Raw genomic sequence first — 21,600 nt, 5'->3', positions numbered from 1 at the left:
ACTCCCCCTATTGTAAATATATTCCTATTTTTCTTTTATTATATCATTCCAGCTTCCCCAAAACAAACGTTCTCATACATTAAATTTAGATAGTCTTATCGCATGAAAAGATACAAACTCAAACTCACGTACTTTATTTCTCTTTAAATATACAAATTGTTATTTCCAAATTATTCATCTTTTAATAAAATTAATTGTAAGAAGGGGGTAAGTAAGATGGCACCTAAATATGGTAGAGGACTAGGAAATGAAATAATCGATGCTATTAATAAAGGTAAGCTAAAAGAACCTATTAGTGCTCAAGATGTAAAAAATCATATGAACTCTAATGGATGGTATCCTCCTGAGAACTACTTAAACGTCTTCTTAGCAAACTCCTCAAGTCCTGATCATAGCAAGAACTTTAAAAAGATATTCAAGCGGGTTGACGAAGGTAAATATGTTTTAAAAAGGATTCGATAAAACAAAAGGGTAGAGAGTAATCTCTACCTTCTTGTTGAATATATGATAATTATTCTATAAACAAGATTAGTGTATAGCACGTAAAAAACCCTTAAACTCCATCATATTAATACTTTCTTGAATTATTTTAATATAGAGGAAAAAAAACTATAAAATTTCGGGCTTACATCTACCACAAGCTTTATATGGTAAATTCCTAACCTGCATTTCTTTAATAAGCTCTTGAGCATCTGTTGAGCAAAGTTTGGGATGTTCAATTGTTACTGGGCGATCACGATTAACTATAGGTGGGCTATCTAAAGAAGCACATCCTCCCGCTCTATGTATAATGTTTATACAATTAGATGTTCCTGGATTCTTAATATTTATGTTAAGAACATAACCATGTGGGTTTCTTATTCTCCAGCCTTCATACAATTGAGTAACAGACTCATTTTCAAAACGTTCTATTGCCATGAAAATTCCTCCTTGATAGCTAAAAATAATTAATTAAAATTCATTTTGTGAATGAGATCCTTTAATTCTTCTATACCGGTTTTTAGGTACCAATTATCTTTTGTATAGGCGTATTTAAAATTTTACAACTTCATTCGTTGCCTTATACGCTTGGTATACTTCACCTGCAATGCCAGAAAAATAATAAGGAACTCTTATCTCTGGCCAAGTAATAGGTTCATCAGAGCCAGTATATTCGTATAAGTAATATCTCCAAGGAATCCAAGGTACATATTTACTAAGTCGTCTAATTAATGTTCTTACGGTTTCCTCTTCTTCATCGGAAGTGTCAATTTCAATAGATTCCCAAAAGCCTCTTGTATTTTCTAAATCCTCTTGTAATTCAGGTAACAAGAATTCTTTATGGTAAAAATATAAGTTCTTCAAAAAAATAGTTAATGTATTATTTTTAAGTTCGTCATGAAGGTTAACCGCTTTAAAAATAAGTTGTATTTTTTCATTTCTATTTGCACTTTCATCACGATACTCACTCAATAAAAGTCTTATAATGGCTATTTGTGTGTCCTTTTGGATTTCAGGATATAGAGTTTGAAAAATAGTTAATATGAGATACTCTTCCCAATATAGATTCATTTCGATTGCTTTTGTAGCATCAGTAAGAAGAAGGTCAGAAACCCTACCAAAAAGTACACTACTGTTCTCTTCCAATATATATTTTTTTGTATAACCATACTTTATTAAGTAACATAGTAACTCTTCAATAGAATCCAGGTTAGAATCTATCTTATTAAGAATAGTAGAAACTTTATCATCTTTCAGTGGCATACCATATTGAAAAAGCAATAATAATATACCTTCCGGAATATATCTTATATCTACATTTACGGTTGCAGGGTCTGCTCCAGACTTTAAAAGTAAATGAACTATATCAATATTATCATTCCGAATAGCCTTATTAATTAGGGATTCATTCTTTTTATCTTTTTCGTTAGGATTTACCCCGTCGTTTAAAAGGAGATGAGTAGGATCATATTTATCGAATCCAACACTTTGATGTAATGCTTCCATTTTCATCTTTCCATCTGTGTCGATGTTTCCTTCTAATAATACCTTCAACAAATTTATATCTTCCAAAGCATGCTCATAGTAATTTATGTCATCAAAATTAGAGTTATTGACTAATATTTGCACGATTTCTAAACGCGAAGGATCCTTATGATATTTATAATAAGAAATAGCTGCTTGAAGAATATCATATCCATGTATATATACCTTGTTGGGTTGGATTCCAGCTATGCATAAAAGTTTAAGTAAATTAGGGTAGTTGTGTTCAATCGCTGCTATGAAAGTGGATTCGTCAACCTCGAACCCCCTTTTCACAACCATTTTTTCTGCTTCTTCTTTAGTTTTACAATTAATGAATTCATAACACTCGTCGTTTATTCTAGCAAGTTCAATAATAATTGTTTTTATCGTAGCATGTTGTGGTAATAACTTCTGGCCTTCTATAGCTCTACGCTGGCTTACCATATTCCATATTAGTTCATAGCTTTGATGAATAGGGTCGTAAATAAGCGTAAAACATATGCCTCCAAACAGGGTTTCAAAGCCACCAAATTTAGTTTTTTTAAACCCAAAATCGATTAACTCTTCCTCAGTTAATCGTTTCTGCATAATATAACACCCCCTACTGAATAACATCGCCTAAATACCATTTACTAAATTATACCATCAATTTATATATCTTAGGAAAGGCAATATTAGATATGCAAAGGGTGTATATCTATTTTCTTATTTCAATCAATAACTACAATAACTATAAATTATATGTGGTTTGTATAATAGAATAAAGAGGATTACTAGTTATAGCAATCCTCTCTATTATTAATTGAAATTACCACTTACTATAATTCTTGATCTTTTATTTTGTGAATTTCTTCTATCGTTTGTCTTCTAAATGCTCTAAACCTCTTTGCCATAAATACTCCGTTAATCCCTATTATATCTTCTATATGCTGTATCGTAGGATTTACTCCTGTTTTAAAACACTTATACACCTCATTTTTTATTTGATTTTCTATTGCTTTTTCATTATTTTCTCGTAAGTTTCTTTTATATTCTTTATACCTTTTACTTATTAAAGAACACTTTTCTGGGAAATGTTCTCTTAATGACTCAATACTCTTATATCCAAGTGATCTAGTAACTTCTTCTAATGATTGAGGAGGATTAGAATTTTCATTGATAACTTTATCTAAATAAACTTCTCTTTCTGTTATATCAACCTTTAAGCTAGTATCAATTTTAGATTCTAGTTTTGAAATTGGAGTAGTTTTTAATTCTAGTATTTTAATAAGTTTTATGTCAGTCAGGTTTAAAGAGTAAATCTCACTAAATTGAACGCCAAGTGAAAATGCTAACTTCAATAGAGTTTCCAAGGATATTCTTTTTGAACCATTTAGCCATGAGAAAATAGTATGTCTATTCACGTTGCTCTTAATGGCTAATTCTTTAATACTTAGTCCAACCATACAATTCTCGATTAGATATTTTATATTGCCATATAGATTCTCACCTTCTAACCCCTTCTGAGTTGCAAAAACTTCATAAATTAAAAAATCCAGGCAGAGGTATATGTATTTTTGATATTCCAACTCTAATTCTTCGACCTGCTGAGGAACTAAATCATTAGGAATTTCCTTACCGCAATAGTTACACCCTGCTCTCGTAGTTCTAGTGTCTAAATGCTTAATCTTTCTTTTACAACTCGGACAAATCGACTCAAGATAACAACCATGTTTGGTGCAAACCCGAACCACCTTTAAATTCCATACTAACTTTTCATACCTACCATTTTCACTCTCCCAGCATTTTGGACACCAATAGAGATTAGTTCTAATATCACTAATCTCTATTAAGGTTTTTAATGGTAAAAGGGTCAAATTCTGAAGATCATCTCTCCCAGTCAATATATTAAGAATTTCAGACAGATTTTCAGCCTTTTTTCCAATACTATTTATTGCATAACCCTTTGTAAAATTACTATAAATCGTATTAGTTTTATTTCTTTCTTCGTAAGATTCCTCATTTGAATATCTTGGAATAAATTCTCTCAAAAAGGCTCCAGGGGGAATCACGTGTTCTTCTGAAAGTCTCTTTATGAAATTCGTCAGACTTTCTACATTAGCTGATTCAATATTATAAGGTTCTAAGTTATAACAAATACTTCTCTCTGGCATAACAATCAATTTAGACTTCCCCTTTTGAAATTGATTGGAACAAGCAGTTATAAATAACAATTCAATATCACTAGAAGTGTTACCCTACATCAGCTTCGTTTCTTCCTACTGTATCTCTTTCCGGTTTGCGTTTACCTGGCGTTGAATTTCCAGACTTCTTTTTCACTTGTTGTTCCACCCTAACACCTAGTTTTTCTTCTATCGAATTAATCACATCCATACTAAATGAAAAACCTTGTTCACCCGAAATGGCTTCGTTAACTAAAGTGTCAATTTTCCTTGGCTTTAACGCATTTCTTTTTAAAGTTTCAAGTGTTATTGTTTTCTCATTTTTTTCAAGGGAGTAGGATAACGATCTTTCTAACCATTGCTTCAATATCCCTACACATCCAACACTGAAAGTATAGAGAAAATTAAACTCTGAAATAAAGTCCGGCTCTACTTCAACAGGAATAATTTTTTGAAATGTATGAAGAACGCTACTAAAATGCTTAATATCCTTTGAATCCAGTACATCATATCTTGGGAAATGAATTTCCTTTACACGTCTGGATAATTGACCACTAAGATTGATAACCTCATTCATCTCATAGGTCCCTATCAATACAAACTTGGTTTTTGTCATATTAGCCAGGGATTTAATACTGTCAAATTGGATATTTAATCCTTTTCCTGTAGAGGTTTTAAAAATATGTTGGGCTTCATCTATTAGAAATGCTCTAGGCTTTCTGTACCTAAAAGCATTTTCTATAGATCTTCTTAATTCAGGACTAGTCCCTGGTTGATAGGGACTAATCTTTTTCTTGCTAACGATGTCTTTGAAAAGTAACTTCTCAACATCTACTTTTTCAGTTATTAGGGGTTCATTAACAGCGTCTAATACTCTGAAATAGAAATCCTTCCAGTTGAATTTACCTGTTTCAGGATTAGGTACCTCTATCCCTGCTAATGGGATAATACATTTATCCAGTTCCATCGTTGGCAGCATTTCGTTGTAAACATTTTCAATCATTTTTTCGAATACCCGAGACTTACCAACTCCTGAAGGACCGATTACTAAGATGATATCTGACTCCCCAGAATTATTGATTGATCTATTTAATTCGGAGTATACTTCTAATAATTTTGGATGGGTTATTGTATAGTTACTGAAGAACTCCTCCTTATCTTCATTAGATTTGGAAAGTAATTCAATTGGAAATCCCCTTCCGTTTTCTATCAATTCTATCCCACCTTACTCTGAGTCACTTTAGTTTTAAACATTGTTGAGTACCAACTACTGTTTGTCTTTAGAACTCACCGAAAAACTCAAATTTATCATCTTCGATCATTAGAGTTTCTACAATATTGCTTTTTTCCTCTACTCCCCCGTTCTTTTTAACTATTTGTAAATTCATTTCTACTTTCTTGATTTCTTTCTGCTTCTCAGTAAGCTCATCTTCAATTTCTTCGGTTCTTAGAATAAAGGTTGCAATCATTTTTGCAGTAATAGAACCGTTTCTCGATTGATCCCGTTTTTGCTTTCTAATTTCAGTTGTTATATATTGCAATTGCTTCTCTGTTTTATTCCACAATAGACCTTGATACGACGAAAAGCACTTTTCCCATCGATTATCAATATACGCATAAACTATTCCCAAATTAAATGGATCATACCTCACCTCTACAGTGGTACTCTCAATTCTAGGACTGCGGAATTTTTCATTCCAATAGTGAAAGTAATTCACCTTAATTCCCCTACCTGGATCTACTTTAACCATTTTTCTTTTTGGTGAAGGTAAAGTCATTATGATGAATGATTCATCGTAGGGAATATAAGTAAGAGGTCTATTCCCTGTCATTAAAAGGGAGCTATTAAAGAGTTCATTTGGTGATTGGAATAAAGAGGAATGCTCAATCTTATGGTAAACCTCATCTATCCATAAAGTTAGCCGTTCATTTAGCTCTGCTAGATTCCAGACCGCATGATTTTTCGGGTTAACAGTTTTTGTAACTTGACGGACATTCTTCATAATTTGGGTATTTCCCTGTAGGTTGTGAATAAACATTTTATTACCTATCCCAAATATTCTCTCAATGACGCTTCCAAATCTCGCTTTAGCTGCTGGTCTTGTCTTCTTATGAACAGAATACTTGGCTAAAAGAGTATCAAAATAGATGCTGTGGAAGTCTTTCCCTCCATCAACTACTAAGAAGTAAGGTAATCGATTGTAACGTTTAACACACTCACGAATTACCATCATATTTGACCTATAACTTGGTGCATCAAAAGTAATATAATGTGCTAATATCTTTCTAGTGAATGCATCAATTAACAAAGTTAACCATGGACGGCCTAAATTCTTCCCTGTACTACTAGATACTAACTCTACATCTAACTGTGTATGATCAATATGGCATATTTCGAACGGCCGATCCCCATGCTTAGGAACTGTAGGCTCCATTGCCCAGTAGAACTCCTGGTATTTATATGCTGCCCTATCTCCCTTTCTTTTCTTTTCCTGTTCATACTTGCTTCTATTATTTATATTTTCACAAAAACTTTGATAAGTAGGAGCTGGTACACCCTCATCCTCGCATATAACGATTAATTCTCTATGTACTTCTAATGCTGTTTTTAACTTGATGTTTTCATAGCTTTTTGAGATTAACTCATCCATTAGTTGATGAGTTCTATCAGGTAATCGATTTTGTTTATTTCCTTTATCCTTATGCTTTGGCAAAAGGCCTACAAAACCATTTCCATACAACTCTTGCGCATCGTTAAACTTTTTCACCCAATCTCTTATCGTCCTATCTGAGTAGCCCTTTTTATCATAATCTTGCCCCTCCAATACGGAGCGAACGATGTCGTATTTCATGTTTGCGACTCCCAGATCATCGTCATTTGCTCGTCTAAAAAACTCATCGACCTCTTTAAATGTGATTGCCTTCTCATTTTCTAAGGCAGTAATATCACCATCATTTACATAATTTTCAAAGATATCTAACGGTACTTTAATATCGACCTTTTGCTCGGATAGCAAGTAAATACTACTTGCATCCTTATTGAGGATCGTCCAAATTTGTCCCTCGCCCCAAACGACCTTGTTACCAATAGACAACTCAATCTTTGCCGGAACCTTAATTTCTTTGGTAGACTCAAGCAGATTATTAAAGGCCTTATTTTGAGACCTGTTTATAAAAATCTTTGTGTCTATAGGTTCAGCCAATAAATATTTATTAAGATTCACATAAATTGATTGGTTTGCTACTAGATAGTAAATATCATCTGCAGTATATTTACCCTCAGAATCATGAATCATTTCATACAAGGATATACCCGGATTGCCCATGAGCTTTTCCTGAATTGCCAACCTATGAGCTTCACTAACTATCGTCTCTTTATCCACAATATAGTCTTCTAAGAACATCATATTCCTGATGAATGTCCAGCTAAAGACTTCAGTTGAAATTACTTTAAAGTCCAACCCTAGTCTTTTTGCATATTCTTCACCTGGTGAGTAGCGCCATCTTTTATCTTTGTCTTTGAAGTACTTAGAATTCTTTTTTTGCGATAGCTTTATTAGGTCACCTTCCGTTTTTACCTCTATCCAGTAAGCACCACTTTTACTAATGACAAAGTAATCAGGTGTATACATATAGCCAATATTACGACCAATGTCATTTACATAATTGACTTTTAAGGATGGTGGCTGATCATAATACTCAAGTATATTTTCATCTATTTCCATCATATATACAGTAGGTAACTCGACATCATTACTCTCAAATTGAATGCTGAACCCCATTTTTGCACTCTTGAGGTCACCAGGTACATTATTTTTCCCGCCACCTACTCGCCTTGCTGGAGGAGAATTCCTGATAAGTTGTATTTCTTTAATCGCCTTTTCAGGTAATCCAGAGTTTTCTGCCCATTGATTAAACTGCTCTTTTGTTAACATCTAAAATACCTCCATACGCTTCTGAACTTTGTTAAATAACTATCTTTTATCAGTTATTAATTTCTTCCAGAATTCCTGGATCTCTCTTTCTTTCAATAGTCCAGGTAGCTTTAAGTAACCTTCAACCTTTCGCCTACTTGGATAATTTCCCTGCTTAACCAAAGTTTCAACTGCAAAATTAACTTTTCCCTTTAGTCCCTGTAACCGCTTTTCTTTTTGTATACTAATCAAATCCATATACCTTTTAGATAATTGACGACATAACCAAGGAAAATTTCTGTATAAAACCCTTTTGTTAAATCCAATCTCGATAGCTATTTGAGTCATAGAGATAATTTCATTTCCTGTTAGGTATTCATTTAGTTTCTTTTCAGCTAATTCCCGATCAAACTTTTTTACTTTCCCTATGTTGCTGTCCTTCTTAAACGTTATAGGAGAATTCATTCTGACTCTCAATGATCGATTTAAAAGGAAATCAATTAAGGAAATATTCAGGGCATAACAAATCCTCAATTGGCTTTCTAATGTTGGTATTGCATCACCCGAAATCCAGCTCCTAATTGTAGAGTTAGGAGTTTTTATGGCTTTAGAGAAACTGGTTATATTTCCCGAAAATTCATCATCATTGATTTGCGTTAACTGGGAAACAATATTGTTACGAATAGGTTTATCATCATTTAGAGAATCAAATGCTAGGAGTTCTCCTATCTCCTTAAGAACAAATGATTGCCAAGAATCCTGCTCTCGATTACCGCCTATCGGTGAACAAAATTGATCTAGTTTAGAGCCGCAATTTGGACACAAGCCAATAATTGAATGTCTATGAAGTATAGGAATTTTATTGTTACAATTTACACACACCTTTAACAACTCACACTGGTGATGAACACAGGTTGTGATGATTTTAAAGTTCCAAATCATAGGATAGTAAATTGTTTGTTGGCTCTCACTCGATTCTCGTAAACAATAAGGACACCAAGAAAGAGATTCATCTAGTAGCTCTCTTAAAGGGATTACCTCTTTCCACTTTTGTAGAGTTAAAATTCCTAAATTACCTCTACCTGTTGCCGACTCAATAGTATTTACTAAATCAACTGAGTATTCCATATATCCATTTAAGGTTTTGGCTCCATCATAAAATCGATTCCCTCCTTCTCGACTACTCCTTAATAAAGAGTTTTTTTTCATTAAAGGGGCTAACACTTTACTAACAATCTGTCCTACTGATAGATTATGCTCGTATGAGAGTCTGATTAAGTAACTAGTTATGCTTTCTACTTCAGCCGAACCTACACCAATAGGAGAAATATCGTATAGAATTGATCGTTTTTTTAAAAAGGATTGGTATGTCATGGATAAACCTCTTTTTTTGAGGTATTATTCCAAATAACATTCATTCTATTCCTTTAATTTTCCAACAAAAAAGGCCGCACTAAATAAATTAGTGCGACCTGTGGTTCTTCCTCAGCGTCAGATTCTTCCCATTCAATTTCCGGGCATATTCAAAATATTTTCGTCAAAAGACAACTCGACTTACACCCAAATAGTATCATAAAAAGAATTAAAGTAGTCGATAATCATTTTGTCTATTTAGTGACAAGTTTTATATTAACCTGGAACCTTTCTAAACCTCTATGTTTTCTGCCATTAACTCAGCCTGCTTTACAACTGTCTCAACAGCCATCTTCTGTAAATCCGGCGGATAACCATACTTTTTAAGCAGTCTTCGGACTGTAATACGCATTTTTGCTCTGGCTGATTCGCGTAGGTTCCAGTCAATACTCATATTTTCCTTGATAGCCTTGGAAAGTTCGTGGGCAATAGCTTTTAGTATTTCGTCACCTAAAACCTCTTCAGCTGTTTCATGAGATGCAAGCGCGTCATAAAATGCTATTTCCTCTTTAATCAGCCCTGTTTCTTCACCACGCTTGTAGGATTCATTCATTTCTTTGGCTAATTCAATTAGTTCTTCAATTACCTTCGAAGTCTCAATTGCTCGTTTATTGTATTTATTAATAGCGTTATTCAGCAGGTCAGAAAACTTCTTAGCTTGTACAAGATTCGTACGTTGAACACTTCTTACCTTCCCTTGCAGCAAACGATTTAACAATTCGACTGCCAGGTTTTTATGTGGTAATGCACGCACATCTGCTAAGAATTGATCGGACAGTATAGAGATATCTGGGTTCTCCAGTCCGAGTGAACTGTAAATATCAACAACTTCATCTGAAATAACCGACTTAGATATAAGCTGATTGATTTGCGCATCCAACTGTGAAGAAGTTTTCTTTTTCTTATCATCAGGAAGCAACTTTATAATTCCAGATTTAACTGCTTTAAAGAAACCAATTTCGGCGTTCAACTCTTGTGCTTCCTCTTCTGTGGAGCACAGGGCAAAGGCTTTGGCTAACTCTGTAACAAGACGGAGGAATGACTTCTTTTGCTCTTCCCCTAGACCAATAACAAAATCGACAGTTTCAATGATGGCTTTCATACGCTCAGTAGGACGTTCAGAGTTAAAATGATTATAATCATGACTGTAAAGCATGCTCTGTATCAATTCATATTTTTCCATCATAAGGTCTAGAGCGACCGATGTATCGACTCCAGCGTTTTCACGATCACTCTCTGTATATTGCTTTAATGCCTCTTTCAAACTATCAGCAATTCCTATATAATCAACAATCAAACCGCCAGGTTTATCCCTAAAGACACGATTTACACGGGCAATTGCCTGCATCAAATTATGTCCCTTCATCGGTTTATCGATATACATAGTATGCATTGATGGCACATCGAAACCAGTCAACCACATATCACGAACCAGAACAAGTTTTAACTCGTCATTCGTATCTTTCATTCTCTTAGCTAAGTATTCACGCCTACGCTTATTACCAATAAATCCTTGCCATTCTTCAGGATCACTTGAGGATCCCGTCATGACAATTTTAATAACCCCTTTGTCATCGTCCTCTGAATGCCATTCCGGACGTAGAGCTACAATCTCCTTATATAGATCTATGGCTATCCTACGGGACATAACAACTATCATTGCTTTTCCAAAAATTGCTTCTTGGCGATTTTCAAAGTGATTGACTACATCTTTAGCAACACGTTTGAGTCTTTCATTTGCACCTGCAAGCGCTTCTAACCTGGACCATTTGGACTTTAACTTTTCACGTTCATCTACTTCTTGATATTCTGTGATTTCGTCATATTCACTGTCAATCTCAAGACCCTCTGGAAGATCGAGCTTTACAATCCGACTCTCATAAAAAATTTTAACAGTCGCACCATCTTCGACAGCTTGAGTCATATCATAAATATCGATATAGTTTCCAAATACCGCTGGTGTGTTTTTATCCGTGGCTTCAATAGGTGTTCCCGTAAATCCTACGTAAGACGCATTTGGCAAAGCATCTCGAAGGTGTTTTGCAAAGCCGTATTTTACATTCGCTTCAGAAGAGTTACGTTGCATTTGTGCTTGAAATCCATACTGGGACCGATGTGCTTCATCCACCATAACAATAACATTTCGACGTTCAGTTAACGCGCCCATTTTATCTGAACCTTCTTCAGGCGCGAATTTTTGCATGGTGGTAAAAATAATACCTCCTGATTCAACAGCTAACAGTTCCTTTAAATCGGTGCGTTTCTCTGCTTGTTTGGGAGACTGCCTAAGAAGATCACTAGATTGGCTGAATGTTGCAAATAGCTGATCATCCAAATCATTTCGGTCTGTTAAAACAACTATAGTTGGATTGTTCATTTCTAAGACAAGTTTTCCTGTGTAGAAGACCATGGATAAACTTTTTCCTGATCCCTGAGTATGCCAAATGACTCCAATTTTCCGGTCACCATCTTCACCGGCCGCACGCTTAGCCTCTTCAACCGCTTTATTTACTGCATAATATTGATGATATGCAGCAAGGATTTTTACTATTTTTTCCCCATCGGTCTGAAACAGAATGAAATGACGAATCAAATCTATTAGAACGGCAGGTTGACACATCCCTTTAATTAAAACTTCTAATTGTGGAATATTATTAGGTGCAGTAGTCTGTCCATCAATCGTTCTCCACATCATGAAACGTTCTTCATTTGAAGAAAGTGTACCTGCACGCGCATTTACTCCATCACTTGTAACCATAAAGGCATTGTAGTGAAACAACGAAGGAATCGTCTTTTTATAGGTTTGAAGTTGGTTATAAGCTTGAGAAATCCCAACATGTTCATCAGTGGAATTTTTCAATTCGAATACAACCATCGGCAACCCGTTGATAAACAATATTACATCAGGGCGCTTATTTAATGAACCCTCAATAATGGTAAACTGATTTAAAGCTAAAAAGTCATTGTTCTTAGGGTTCTTAAAATCAAATAACCAAAGCTTCTTTGTTGAATTACGGCCATCCTCTTCTCTAACTTCAACATCAACTCCATCGGTAATTAATCGATGAAAAGCACGATTGTTAATCAAAAGATTGGGATGCTGAGGAACTGTTATTTTCCGAACTGCTTCCTCAATTTCCGAAATTTTCACATTATTATTAATACGAGAAAGAGCGTCTATTAAACGCCCTTCTAAAAACACAGTGGAATAGTCCTGCCGCTCTGGAGAATCGCCATCAGGAGCAAGAACCGGACCATTTGCAACTTCATATCCTAACTCTTCAAGCCAATCTAGCGTAGCATGCTCTAATTCATCTTCATTAAAGCTGTACATGTTCCATTTCCTCGCTTTCTAATGGAATTTCGATTTCTCCTGAAAGGATTTTTGGAAGTAAACTATCCCTTAAATTCTTTAGAATTACATTTTCATGATTCAAAAGAAATATCTTATCGAATAACTTTGATACTAATAAATCAAACTTCTTATGCACACTAGAATTAGGAACGACTATTAATGAGTCTTTAATTTCCTTTGTAGTGAGATTTACTTGTACTCCACTATTAGCTCTATTTCTTAGATTTTCAATAAAATCTGGGCTATTTGTCAAAAGATATAAATAAGAATAGTTTAATATTTCTGGGTTATATGTCCTTATTAACCCAACTCGTTGATTTAATATATATTTGTCATCTTCATCCATAAGAGCAGTATGTCCAAGTAACGCCACATTACTTTTCATATCTGTCATACACATTAATAAATCGCCTTTTTTTATTATATATCTATTTAACCTTTTACATTTTTCTCTTTCGATATAACTTTTGGTACCTGATTTGTTTAAGCCACCTCCTTTGTTAATATGACCCATTTTAAATACATGAAAGGTATCACCAGTGTCTTGTTTTAATAATTCTTTACTTTTAAAAGCATAGCCATTTTGAAATTCAATTAGCTCTCCTAAACTTCTTACTTCCCACCCAGTGGGGATATAACCTAAATCGCTCTCTTTAAAACTCCCTCCACTAGTATTATATGGTTCACCATGTTCATTCGGAAATTCATAATCGATGAACCAATATTTAAAAATTGTTTGTGTAAGTTGATTTAGTGTAGAGATAGAAGCATTATTACATTCAATTTTTGAATTTATGTTATTCAATAGATTACCAATTTGATTTTGAATAATTAGAGGAACATAAGGAATATCTAAATTCTCTATCATTCCTTTGGTTAATGCAGCTCTCGTCCCTCCAGTTTGGGCTATGGACAAAAGATATTGTTGCATTAATGGAGATGTTAACACCGCTAAAAGATAGTGAGGATTTAACAACTCGGTATCACACCTAATAATAGCTACGTGTTGATTAACCCTAGCTGGCAGAATTGTTTCTGGAACTATGCAACACCTTGCTACTGAGTCTCCAGTAATATTAAGTAATACATCGTTTTTCTGTAGTGTAACATTATTCAATTTTTTAGCTTGTTCTTCTGAAATAAAAACTCTACCATCCGTTGTAAATTCATGATTATATACATTTTGGCTTCTGATTAGACTAATTACGCCTTCTTCAAGATACGAATCTTTTCCACCTCGTGGAGTAGATCCACTTCCTATTTTTATAGTTAGGTTTTTTAATTTCAGACTAGATTTCATATCCAATGCCCCCAAGTGCTTGACGGATCTCACTCTCTAGTTTTTTTGATTTTGCTAACTGTTCAGCAAGCTCAGTAGTAAGACGTTGCATTTTTTCTTCAAAAGGCTCACCATCCTCCTCGACTTCTTCTAATCCAACATACCGGCCTGGTGTCAGAATATACTCATGTTCTCGAACTTCACCAATGGAGACTGATCTACAGAATCCCGCAATATCTTCATAGGATTGTCCATTTTTACCCCGCCAAGCATGGAAAACTTCTGTTACCTTAGCAATGTCCTTTTTGGAAAGTTCTTTATGAGTACGGTCAGCCATGAAGCCAATTTTCCGAGCATCTATGAAGAGGATTTCTTCTTTACGATCCCTTTGCCCTTTGGCTGCTTTATTTCTAGTTAAGAACCATAAGCTCACTGGTATTTGTGTTGAATAGAAAAGCTGTCCAGGAAGAGTGACAATACATTCAATCAAATCGTTCTGAATAAGATTTTTACGAATTTCTAATTCACTTGTTGTGCTTGTAGACATTGATCCGTTCGCTAAGACAAAACCTGCAGTTCCAGATGGAGCAAGCTTAGAAACCATATGTTGAATCCATGCATAGTTTGCATTTCCCGCTGGCGGAATACCATATTGCCAGCGGACATCATCTCGAAGTTTTTCCCCACCCCAGTCGCTGATGTTAAAAGGTGGATTGGCAAGGATATAGTCAGCTTTTAATCCTTTATGAAGATCATTGTGGAAAGTATCAGCATTATGTTCTCCAATATTTCCATCGATTCCGCGAATTGCAAGGTTCATTTTACACAAACGCCATGTTGTAGGGTTTGATTCTTGACCATAAACAGCAATATCACCTAAACGTCCTTGGTGCTCTTCTACAAATTTTTCACTCTGGACAAACATGCCACCCGAACCGCAACATGGGTCATATATGCGCCCCTTATATGGCTCGAGCATTTCAACTAATAATTTCACTATAGATGTAGGGGTATAGAATTCTCCACCGTTCTTTCCTTCTGCACTTGCAAACTTGCTTAAGAAATATTCATAAACTCTTCCAAGAACATCTTTGGAACGGCTACCTTTATCTCCGACTTTAAAGGAAAACAAATCTATGGTTTCCCCTAGTCTAGCCTTATCAAGTGCTGGGCGTGCATAGTCCTTAGGAAGTACCCCACGTAATGAATCATTTTCCTTTTCGATTGAAATCATACCCTGGTCGATGATTTGACCTATCTCCGGTTTTTTAGCATTTTCCTTTATATATGACCAACGGGCTTCTTTAGGAACCCAAAATATATTTTCCGCTAGATATTCATCCTGGTCTTCAGGATCGGCAAACTCGTCTACCAGTAATTCAGCGTATTTCTCCTCAAAAGCATCAGATACATATTTTAAGAACAATAATCCTAATACAACATTTTTATATTCAGAGGCATCCATACTTCCTCTTAACTTATCTGCCATTAACCACAACTTTTCTTCATAACCAATGTTTGCTGTTGACATACTTTACCTCCTATAAAATTAGTGTCTTGTCATCTGAATATAAATTAAGAATATACTTAGACATAAATACACATTTATATTAATAGTACCATGTAATGACCATATCACTACGATATAAATGTAATTTATTTTACAAAAAGCGATTCATCATAGCGTTTTGCAGGTTTAATTTTACTTCGTAGTTATAAACACATTTTACTAATTGTAGACTATTTGGCCTTATCTCTATGGTTCATTAATCATCATAAATAAAGTATAAGTTTGCCAAAAATAAAATAAAGCATAAGCCTGCCAATTGGCAAACTTATGCTTTAAGTTACAAAAAATAAAAATCCACCAACATATGTATTGGTGGAGACGGTGGGAGTCGAACCCACGTCCAAAGATATTGGCACTTAAGCTTCTACGAGTGTAGTCGGCATATTGGCGATTCGCTGGTCCTTTTGCCTACCGACAGGCGGCCGGCCAGCTAGCCTGGTTGTTCTCTTCCTTCATCCTCAGGCGGTGGAATCCGGCGTAGCCCACTTAGAGTGAGTCCGCTACCCTACCACATGGGCGATGGAGGGGCGAACCGCTATGCAGTATTAAGCTGCGAAAGCGAAGTTGTTGTTTTCTTTGCCAGTTATAGGCGTTGACGTTTTTACGAGGCCGATCCCCTCGACTCGCCACCTAAGCTCAAACTACCCCTGTCGAATCCGTAACGTCCCCATATAAAAGGTTGCTGTATACATGATACAGACGTTAGGAGAACTCGGTTAAGCCGAGCATTAAGTAATGTGTCACTCGTGGTGACAGTTCTTATTATAACACACTGAGTACTTTTTTCAACTGGTACACTCTTCCTCAGTTGACAAGCTTACATTTTCTGGCGTTCGCGGAATGCACGCTCTATATCACGGCCTGCTTCCTTCTTCTTCAGAGTTTCACGCTTGTCATAGTTCTTTTTACCCTTACCTAGACCGATTAAAACTTTCGCATAACCGTTCTTCAGATAAATCTTCAATGGTACAAGCGCATAGCCTGCTTCCTTCGTTTCACCAATCAGCTGGGCGATTTGCCGTTTGTGGAGCAATAGCTTCCTTGTGCGCAGCGGATCATGGTTATAACGGTTTCCCTGTTCATATGGGCTGATGTGAAGGTTATATAAGAATAACTCACCATTATGGACTTTTGCGTATGAATCCTTTAGCTGGACGCGTCCGTTACGGATTGATTTAATCTCTGTTCCCTGAAGGACCACTCCGGCTTCATAAGTTTCTTCGATGAAATAGTCGTGGTTTGCTTTTTTATTCTGTGCGACGACTTTACCCTCACCTTTTGGCATTAAAACTTCCCCCTTCTATTTCTCTCATTTTAGCAAATATCCCATTCTCCCACAATTAAAAGCGAAAGCGCCTTGGTCAGCCCCGACAAGCGCCGCCCGCCTATAACGCCACATCCTGTGGCTGGCGGGTCTGCACGTCCTGTGCCTCAGAGGGTCGACCGGTGAAGTCGTTCTTTGACTTCATTGGGCGGATCGAAATTGAAATGTATAGCCGACTGTCCAGAAACGCAGAAACTGGAGACTCCGACAAAGAAGTGTTTTTTGCTTCTGCCGGCGGAGTTGAAATTTCGGAGTTTCTAGGAGGCGACACTAGACAATTCGCAAAGCGGAGGCGACTACCCAACTCCGACAAGCGTTGGAGGGCCAGACAGTGAAGTCGCTTTTTGACTTCATTGGCAGGACCGAAACGTCTCGAGGAGTTAGGAGCCGCAGCTAGACAAGCGACTCGAGCTGCTCAAAGCTAACGCTTCTCGCAAGATACTCTAAGAAGCTCTCTCAGGGAAGAAAACTGACTAGGCGCTGGAGCTAGACAATTTTCAAAGTAAAATTTGTACTTCGTATCACTAGGACAACAGAGAGCCCCTTCACCAGGAGCTCTCTTTTTTTAGGTTGTCTATTTTCTCTTTTTTGATTTTCGTTTAGCGGCCGGAGAGTTCTCAAAGAATTTTTTCTTCTTGTTCTTTGGTTTTGAACCGGAGCCTGAACCGGTACCAGAGCCATTTCTGCCTCCGCCTGAACCTCTGCCGCCTCGCTTGCCTTCTTCTTCTTTACCGCGGCGCGGCTTTTTGTCGCTGCTGCCGGTTTTGAAGATCTTTGGCTGGGCCGGACGCTCACGTCTTGGCGTGCCCTTCATGCCGACGATTTCAAAATCAATCGAGCGCTCATCTTTGTTTACCTTGATGACTCGGACAGTAATTTCATCACCGATTCTAAAGACATTGCCTGTTCGCTCGCCAATCATCGCCAGGTGGCGTTCATCATACCGGTAATAATCATCCGTCATGTAGCTGACATGTACCAGGCCTTCGATTGTGTTAGGAAGCTCGACGAACATCCCAAAGTTCGTAACGGAACTGATGATTCCATCGTATTCCGTTCCAACCTTGTCTTCCATGTACTCCGCTTTCTTGAGCTCATCTGTTTCACGTTCGGCTTCAACTGCGCGGCGTTCCATGTTAGATGAATGCTCTGCGATATCCGGCAGCATCGCATTCCATTTTTCCTTCGTTGCCTGGTCAAGCTTGCCATCGATCAAGTAGGTCCTGATCAAGCGGTGGACAATCAAGTCAGGATAACGACGGATAGGTGATGTGAAGTGCGTGTAGAATTCTGTTGAAAGACCAAAGTGTCCAAGACTTTCAGGATAGTATTTCGCCTGCTGCATCGAACGGAGCATGACAGTTGAAACCACCATTTCCTCCGGCTTGCCCTGGACTTCCTCGATGATTTCCTGCAGCGCTCTTGGATGCACTCCATTTGCAGATCCTCTGACAAGGTATCCGAAGTTTGTAATGAAATCAAAGAACTTTCTTAGCTTATCCTCTTTTGGATCTTCGTGAATACGATAGATGAATGGCACATCAAGCCAGTGGAAATGCTCAGCTACCGTTTCGTTCGCCGCCAGCATGAATTCTTCAATCAGCTTTTCAGCGACAGAACGCTCTCGCAGGACGACCTCCGTTGGGTGGCCTTCTTCATCAACCAGTACCTTTGATTCTTTAAAATCAAAATCGATCGCGCCTCTTTCCATCCTTTTTTTACGAAGGATAGCAGCAAGCTCTTCCATCATCTCGAACATTGGAACAAGAGAATCGTAACGTGAGCGAGTTTCTTCGTCCTGATCAACAAGAATCCTGTTCACATCAAAATACGTCATTCGCTCAGTCGTTTTGATGACACTCTGGTAAATTTCATGGTCTACCACTTGTCCATCTGGAGCGATCTCCATATTACAAGAAAGCGTCAGTCGGTCGACCTTCGGATTCAGCGAGCAAATACCGTTCGATAAGCGGTGCGGAATCATCGGGATGACCCGGTCAACCAAATAAACACTCGTCGCACGGTCTTCTGCTTCGCGGTCAATCGGTGAGTCCTCGGTTACATAATACGTAACATCCGCGATATGGACACCAAGTTTATAGTTGCCGTTTTCAAGCCTTGTAACCTGGACTGCATCATCGAGGTCCTTTGCATCTGCGCCGTCAATCGTCACGATGACTTCATCACGCAGGTCGCGGCGGTTCGCAATCTCACTCTCATTAATCTGGTCAGGCGCATCATTCGCCTGCTTGAGAACTTCATCCGGGAACTCCATTGGCAGTCCGTGCTTGTGAATAACCGACAGGATATCGACGCCAGGATCATTTTTATGACCAAGAATCGCGGTAACCTCACCCTCAGCACTTTTGCGGCCTTCAGGGTAGCTCGTCAGTTTTACGACGACCTTATGCCCCTCGACTGCACCCATTCCAGCCTCTTTAGGAATGAAGATGTCACTCGTGAACTTTTTATCATCAGGAATCACAAACCCGAAGTGCTTGCTTTCGGTATAGGTACCAACGATTTGCGAGACACCTCTCTCAATGATACGTACAACAGTGCCTTCTCGGCGCTGCCCAGAGCTGTCTGATGAAACTCGTACAAGAACTGTATCCCCATTCATTGCATTGCTTGTTTCATTGGGCGGGATGAAGACGTCATCCATTCCCTGTTCTTCTGTGATGACAAAAGCAAACCCCTTGGCATGGGCACTGTAGCGTCCGCGTACGAGATTCATTTTTTCAGGGAGTCCGTACCTATCACTTCGAGTCCTGACGACTAGCCCCTTTTCCTCCATAACCACTAGCGCTTTAACAAAATCCTTGAATGTCGAGGAGTCCTCGATTCCAAAGGCGCTTTCGAGTTCCTGAACTGTAAGAGGTTTGTAAGCTTCATCCTTCATATAATGCAATAGCCTGTCTATATGGCCTTTAATATTCTCATCCATTAATAAATCCCTCCTTTATTGGGCTATTTTCGTAATTTTGTCGCTCATGGTGTGAAAAACAACTCAATAAATTTTTCTATGTTTTTATTCTTTCCAATTTAATGACTCAAGAAACTCGTAAACATCCTCGTGCAGCTGATCACGCTCTTTATCAAGTGTGATGACATGGCCTGATTCCTCATACCACTTCAACTTTTTATGTTCAGACTCGATGTTGTCATGGATGATATTGGCGCTGTCAGGATCGATGATGATGTCATTCCGGGCCTGGACAACAAAGGTCGGGGTATATATCAAGTCGATGCTTCCTCGGACTTCCTTGATCAGTTCCTGGAGGTCTTTTAAAGTGGCCATCGATTTCTGTTCGAGGTCCTTTACTTCCGCCTCGATTTGCTCTTCAGGCTTGCCTTCCATCCTCTTATATTCGCGCGCATACTCAAGCACACCGCGGTACATCAACTCTTCCGTCTTAAGATGCATTGGCGCGCACATTGGCACGATTCCCTTGAGTGGCTTGGTATATCCGAGTTTCAGCGAAAGGATGCCGCCTAGTGATAAACCAGCTACAGCAATCTCCTCATAGCCTTCGCTTTTCAGGAATTCGTAGCCATTAAGCGCATCCTGCCACCAATCCTCAGGACCAGTATGTATCAGTTCTTCAGGCGGGACACCATGTCCTTTAAAAACAGGCGCATGGCATGTATATCCTTTTCCTTCTAAAAATCGGCCCATCATTCTGACGTCTGCAGAATTGCCGGTAAATCCATGGAGCAGCAATACCGCTCTTTTTCCAGCTTTAAATGTAAAAGGTCTTGGCACTAACTTTCTCATTTTCCTACTCCCTCTATCAGATATCTTACTTAGTTTTAACAAACATGCTTATAACATTCAATTAAAAGCCTTTATATATGTAAATACCCACATTCATCAGAAATATGTGAGGATTTTGCTTATGTAAACACAATAAAACCCGGCCTCTATTGAAGCCGGGTCATTGTGTGTATTATAGTTCGAAATAAGTAACGGCAATAGTCAAGATAAAAAATAAAACAGACAACACGATCGTAACACGGTGCAAGACAAGGTCAAGGCCTCTTGCCTTTTGCTTACCGAACAATTGCTCAGCGCCGCCGGAAATCGCACCGGACAGACCAGCACTCTTGCCTGATTGAAGAAGAACAACTCCAATAAGAGCAATGCTGACGATCACTAAAAGAACAACTAACAATGTATGCATGACGTACCTCCCGATAAAACTGCTAACAGTATTTTAAATTTATCACATTTTAAGGAATGAAACAATACTTGTCTGAATTGTTGAGGATTTAATATTTAAAACAAAGGGAGATGAGAGGTAGAGTTCTACTCATTAAATTGATTTTAGTAGCAGCACGCCCAACAGTGTTTGCTTATTAGACATTTTGAGTGACATCCTTAATCGAAATGTCCATTAAACCTCTTTTATTAGACATTTCGAATGAATTCCTTGCTCAAAATGTCCATTAAACCTCTTTTATTAGACATTTCGAATGAATTCCTTGCTCAAAACGTCCATTAAACCTCTTTTATTAGACATTTTGAAAGAACTCCAAACTCAAAATGTCCATTAACCCCCTTTTATTAGACATTTTG

15 protein-coding genes and 1 other RNA gene are annotated in these 21,600 nt (G+C 37.5%); 2 read left to right on the top strand and 14 right to left on the bottom strand.

All coding sequences use genetic code 11. The annotated features are described in order from the left end of the window. Positions 1-216: 216 nt before the first annotated feature. Positions 217-462, top strand: coding sequence for a hypothetical protein (locus TY49_RS11440; protein WP_041966043.1), 246 nt, complete (start codon positions 217-219; stop codon positions 460-462). Between the two features lie 147 nt (positions 463-609). On the opposite strand, the gene TY49_RS11435 is transcribed toward TY49_RS11440, so the two are convergent. The 11 genes from TY49_RS11435 to smpB all read right to left on the bottom strand — a co-directional run bounded on the left by TY49_RS11435 (position 610) and on the right by smpB (position 16,982). Beyond that, complete coding sequence (locus TY49_RS11435) at positions 610-918, bottom strand: hypothetical protein (RefSeq protein WP_041966042.1); 309 nt, start codon at positions 916-918, stop codon at positions 610-612. Positions 919-1,032: 114 nt separating this feature from the next. Further along, a complete protein-coding gene (locus TY49_RS11430; protein ID WP_041966041.1) occupies positions 1,033-2,592 on the bottom strand; it encodes an ankyrin repeat domain-containing protein in 1,560 nt (519 codons plus the stop codon). Between the two features lie 230 nt (positions 2,593-2,822). Further along, positions 2,823-4,157 (bottom strand): helix-turn-helix domain-containing protein, encoded by a 1,335-nt coding sequence (locus TY49_RS11425; protein ID WP_232310447.1) that lies wholly within the window; start codon positions 4,155-4,157, stop codon positions 2,823-2,825. A gap of 79 nt (positions 4,158-4,236) precedes the next feature. Continuing rightward, positions 4,237-5,379, bottom strand: a complete 1,143-nt coding sequence (locus tag TY49_RS11420; protein ID WP_052442166.1) for an AAA family ATPase — start codon at positions 5,377-5,379, stop codon at positions 4,237-4,239. Positions 5,380-5,446: 67 nt separating this feature from the next. Continuing rightward, positions 5,447-8,101 carry a TnsB C-terminal domain-containing protein gene (locus TY49_RS11415; protein ID WP_041966039.1) on the bottom strand — a complete coding sequence of 885 codons (2,655 nt, stop codon included), beginning with the start codon at positions 8,099-8,101 and terminating at the stop codon, positions 5,447-5,449. 39 nt (positions 8,102-8,140) lie between these two features. Then, entirely contained in the window at positions 8,141-9,454 is a 1,314-nt protein-coding gene (locus tag TY49_RS11410; RefSeq protein ID WP_041966038.1) for a TniQ family protein, read from the bottom strand. A 271-nt stretch (positions 9,455-9,725) separates the two neighbouring features. Beyond that, positions 9,726-12,827, bottom strand: a complete 3,102-nt coding sequence (locus tag TY49_RS11405; RefSeq protein WP_041966037.1) for a type I restriction endonuclease subunit R — start codon at positions 12,825-12,827, stop codon at positions 9,726-9,728. Then, a complete protein-coding gene (locus TY49_RS24985; RefSeq protein ID WP_052442165.1) occupies positions 12,814-14,148 on the bottom strand; it encodes a restriction endonuclease subunit S in 1,335 nt (444 codons plus the stop codon). The genes TY49_RS11405 and TY49_RS24985 overlap by 14 nt, the downstream gene beginning before the upstream one ends. After that, positions 14,138-15,658 carry a class I SAM-dependent DNA methyltransferase gene (locus tag TY49_RS11395; RefSeq protein WP_041966036.1) on the bottom strand — a complete coding sequence of 507 codons (1,521 nt, stop codon included), beginning with the start codon at positions 15,656-15,658 and terminating at the stop codon, positions 14,138-14,140. Before TY49_RS11395 ends, TY49_RS24985 begins: the two co-directional genes overlap by 11 nt. Positions 15,659-16,007: 349 nt before the next feature. Further along, positions 16,008-16,366: a transfer-messenger RNA gene (ssrA, locus tag TY49_RS24250) on the bottom strand. Between the two features lie 148 nt (positions 16,367-16,514). Continuing rightward, positions 16,515-16,982 (bottom strand): SsrA-binding protein SmpB, encoded by a 468-nt coding sequence (smpB, locus tag TY49_RS11390; RefSeq protein WP_023613945.1) that lies wholly within the window; start codon positions 16,980-16,982, stop codon positions 16,515-16,517. Between the two features lie 161 nt (positions 16,983-17,143). Between smpB and TY49_RS11385 the strand changes: the two genes are divergently transcribed. Then, complete coding sequence (locus TY49_RS11385) at positions 17,144-17,356, top strand: hypothetical protein (RefSeq protein WP_041966035.1); 213 nt, start codon at positions 17,144-17,146, stop codon at positions 17,354-17,356. A gap of 239 nt (positions 17,357-17,595) precedes the next feature. Here the strand turns inward: TY49_RS11385 and rnr are convergent, their stop codons facing one another. The 3 genes from rnr to secG form a co-directional block, all read right to left on the bottom strand. Continuing rightward, on the bottom strand, positions 17,596-19,968 hold the full coding sequence (gene rnr / locus TY49_RS11380) for a ribonuclease R (RefSeq protein WP_041966034.1): 2,373 nt from the start codon (positions 19,966-19,968) through the stop codon (positions 17,596-17,598). A gap of 84 nt (positions 19,969-20,052) precedes the next feature. Next, the gene (locus TY49_RS11375) at positions 20,053-20,799 is read right to left on the bottom strand and encodes an alpha/beta hydrolase (RefSeq protein ID WP_041966033.1); all 747 of its coding nucleotides are present in this window, start codon (positions 20,797-20,799) and stop codon (positions 20,053-20,055) included. A gap of 172 nt (positions 20,800-20,971) precedes the next feature. Then, the gene (gene secG, locus TY49_RS11370) at positions 20,972-21,205 is read right to left on the bottom strand and encodes a preprotein translocase subunit SecG (RefSeq protein WP_041966032.1); all 234 of its coding nucleotides are present in this window, start codon (positions 21,203-21,205) and stop codon (positions 20,972-20,974) included. Positions 21,206-21,600: the final 395 nt, after the last annotated feature.

This window comes from Mesobacillus selenatarsenatis SF-1, assembly GCF_000813125.1.
GTDB lineage: Bacteria > Bacillota > Bacilli > Bacillales > Cytobacillaceae > Mesobacillus > Mesobacillus selenatarsenatis.
This window is presented reverse-complemented; position numbering and strand designations above follow the sequence as displayed.

Coding starts and splice junctions, on each gene's coding strand:
- TY49_RS11435 (WP_041966042.1), bottom strand. CDS start 918: ATGGCAATAGAACGTTTTGAAAATGAGTCTGTTACTCAATTGTATGAA.
- rnr (WP_041966034.1), bottom strand. CDS start 19,968: ATGGATGAGAATATTAAAGGCCATATAGACAGGCTATTGCATTATATG.
- secG (WP_041966032.1), bottom strand. CDS start 21,205: ATGCATACATTGTTAGTTGTTCTTTTAGTGATCGTCAGCATTGCTCTT.
- TY49_RS11410 (WP_041966038.1), bottom strand. CDS start 9,454: ATGACATACCAATCCTTTTTAAAAAAACGATCAATTCTATACGATATT.
- TY49_RS11415 (WP_041966039.1), bottom strand. CDS start 8,101: ATGTTAACAAAAGAGCAGTTTAATCAATGGGCAGAAAACTCTGGATTA.
- TY49_RS11430 (WP_041966041.1), bottom strand. CDS start 2,592: ATGCAGAAACGATTAACTGAGGAAGAGTTAATCGATTTTGGGTTTAAA.
- TY49_RS24985 (WP_052442165.1), bottom strand. CDS start 14,148: ATGAAATCTAGTCTGAAATTAAAAAACCTAACTATAAAAATAGGAAGT.
- TY49_RS11395 (WP_041966036.1), bottom strand. CDS start 15,658: ATGTCAACAGCAAACATTGGTTATGAAGAAAAGTTGTGGTTAATGGCA.
- TY49_RS11440 (WP_041966043.1), top strand. CDS start 217: ATGGCACCTAAATATGGTAGAGGACTAGGAAATGAAATAATCGATGCT.
- TY49_RS11405 (WP_041966037.1), bottom strand. CDS start 12,827: ATGTACAGCTTTAATGAAGATGAATTAGAGCATGCTACGCTAGATTGG.
- TY49_RS11375 (WP_041966033.1), bottom strand. CDS start 20,799: ATGAGAAAGTTAGTGCCAAGACCTTTTACATTTAAAGCTGGAAAAAGA.
- TY49_RS11425 (WP_232310447.1), bottom strand. CDS start 4,157: ATGCCAGAGAGAAGTATTTGTTATAACTTAGAACCTTATAATATTGAA.
- smpB (WP_023613945.1), bottom strand. CDS start 16,982: ATGCCAAAAGGTGAGGGTAAAGTCGTCGCACAGAATAAAAAAGCAAAC.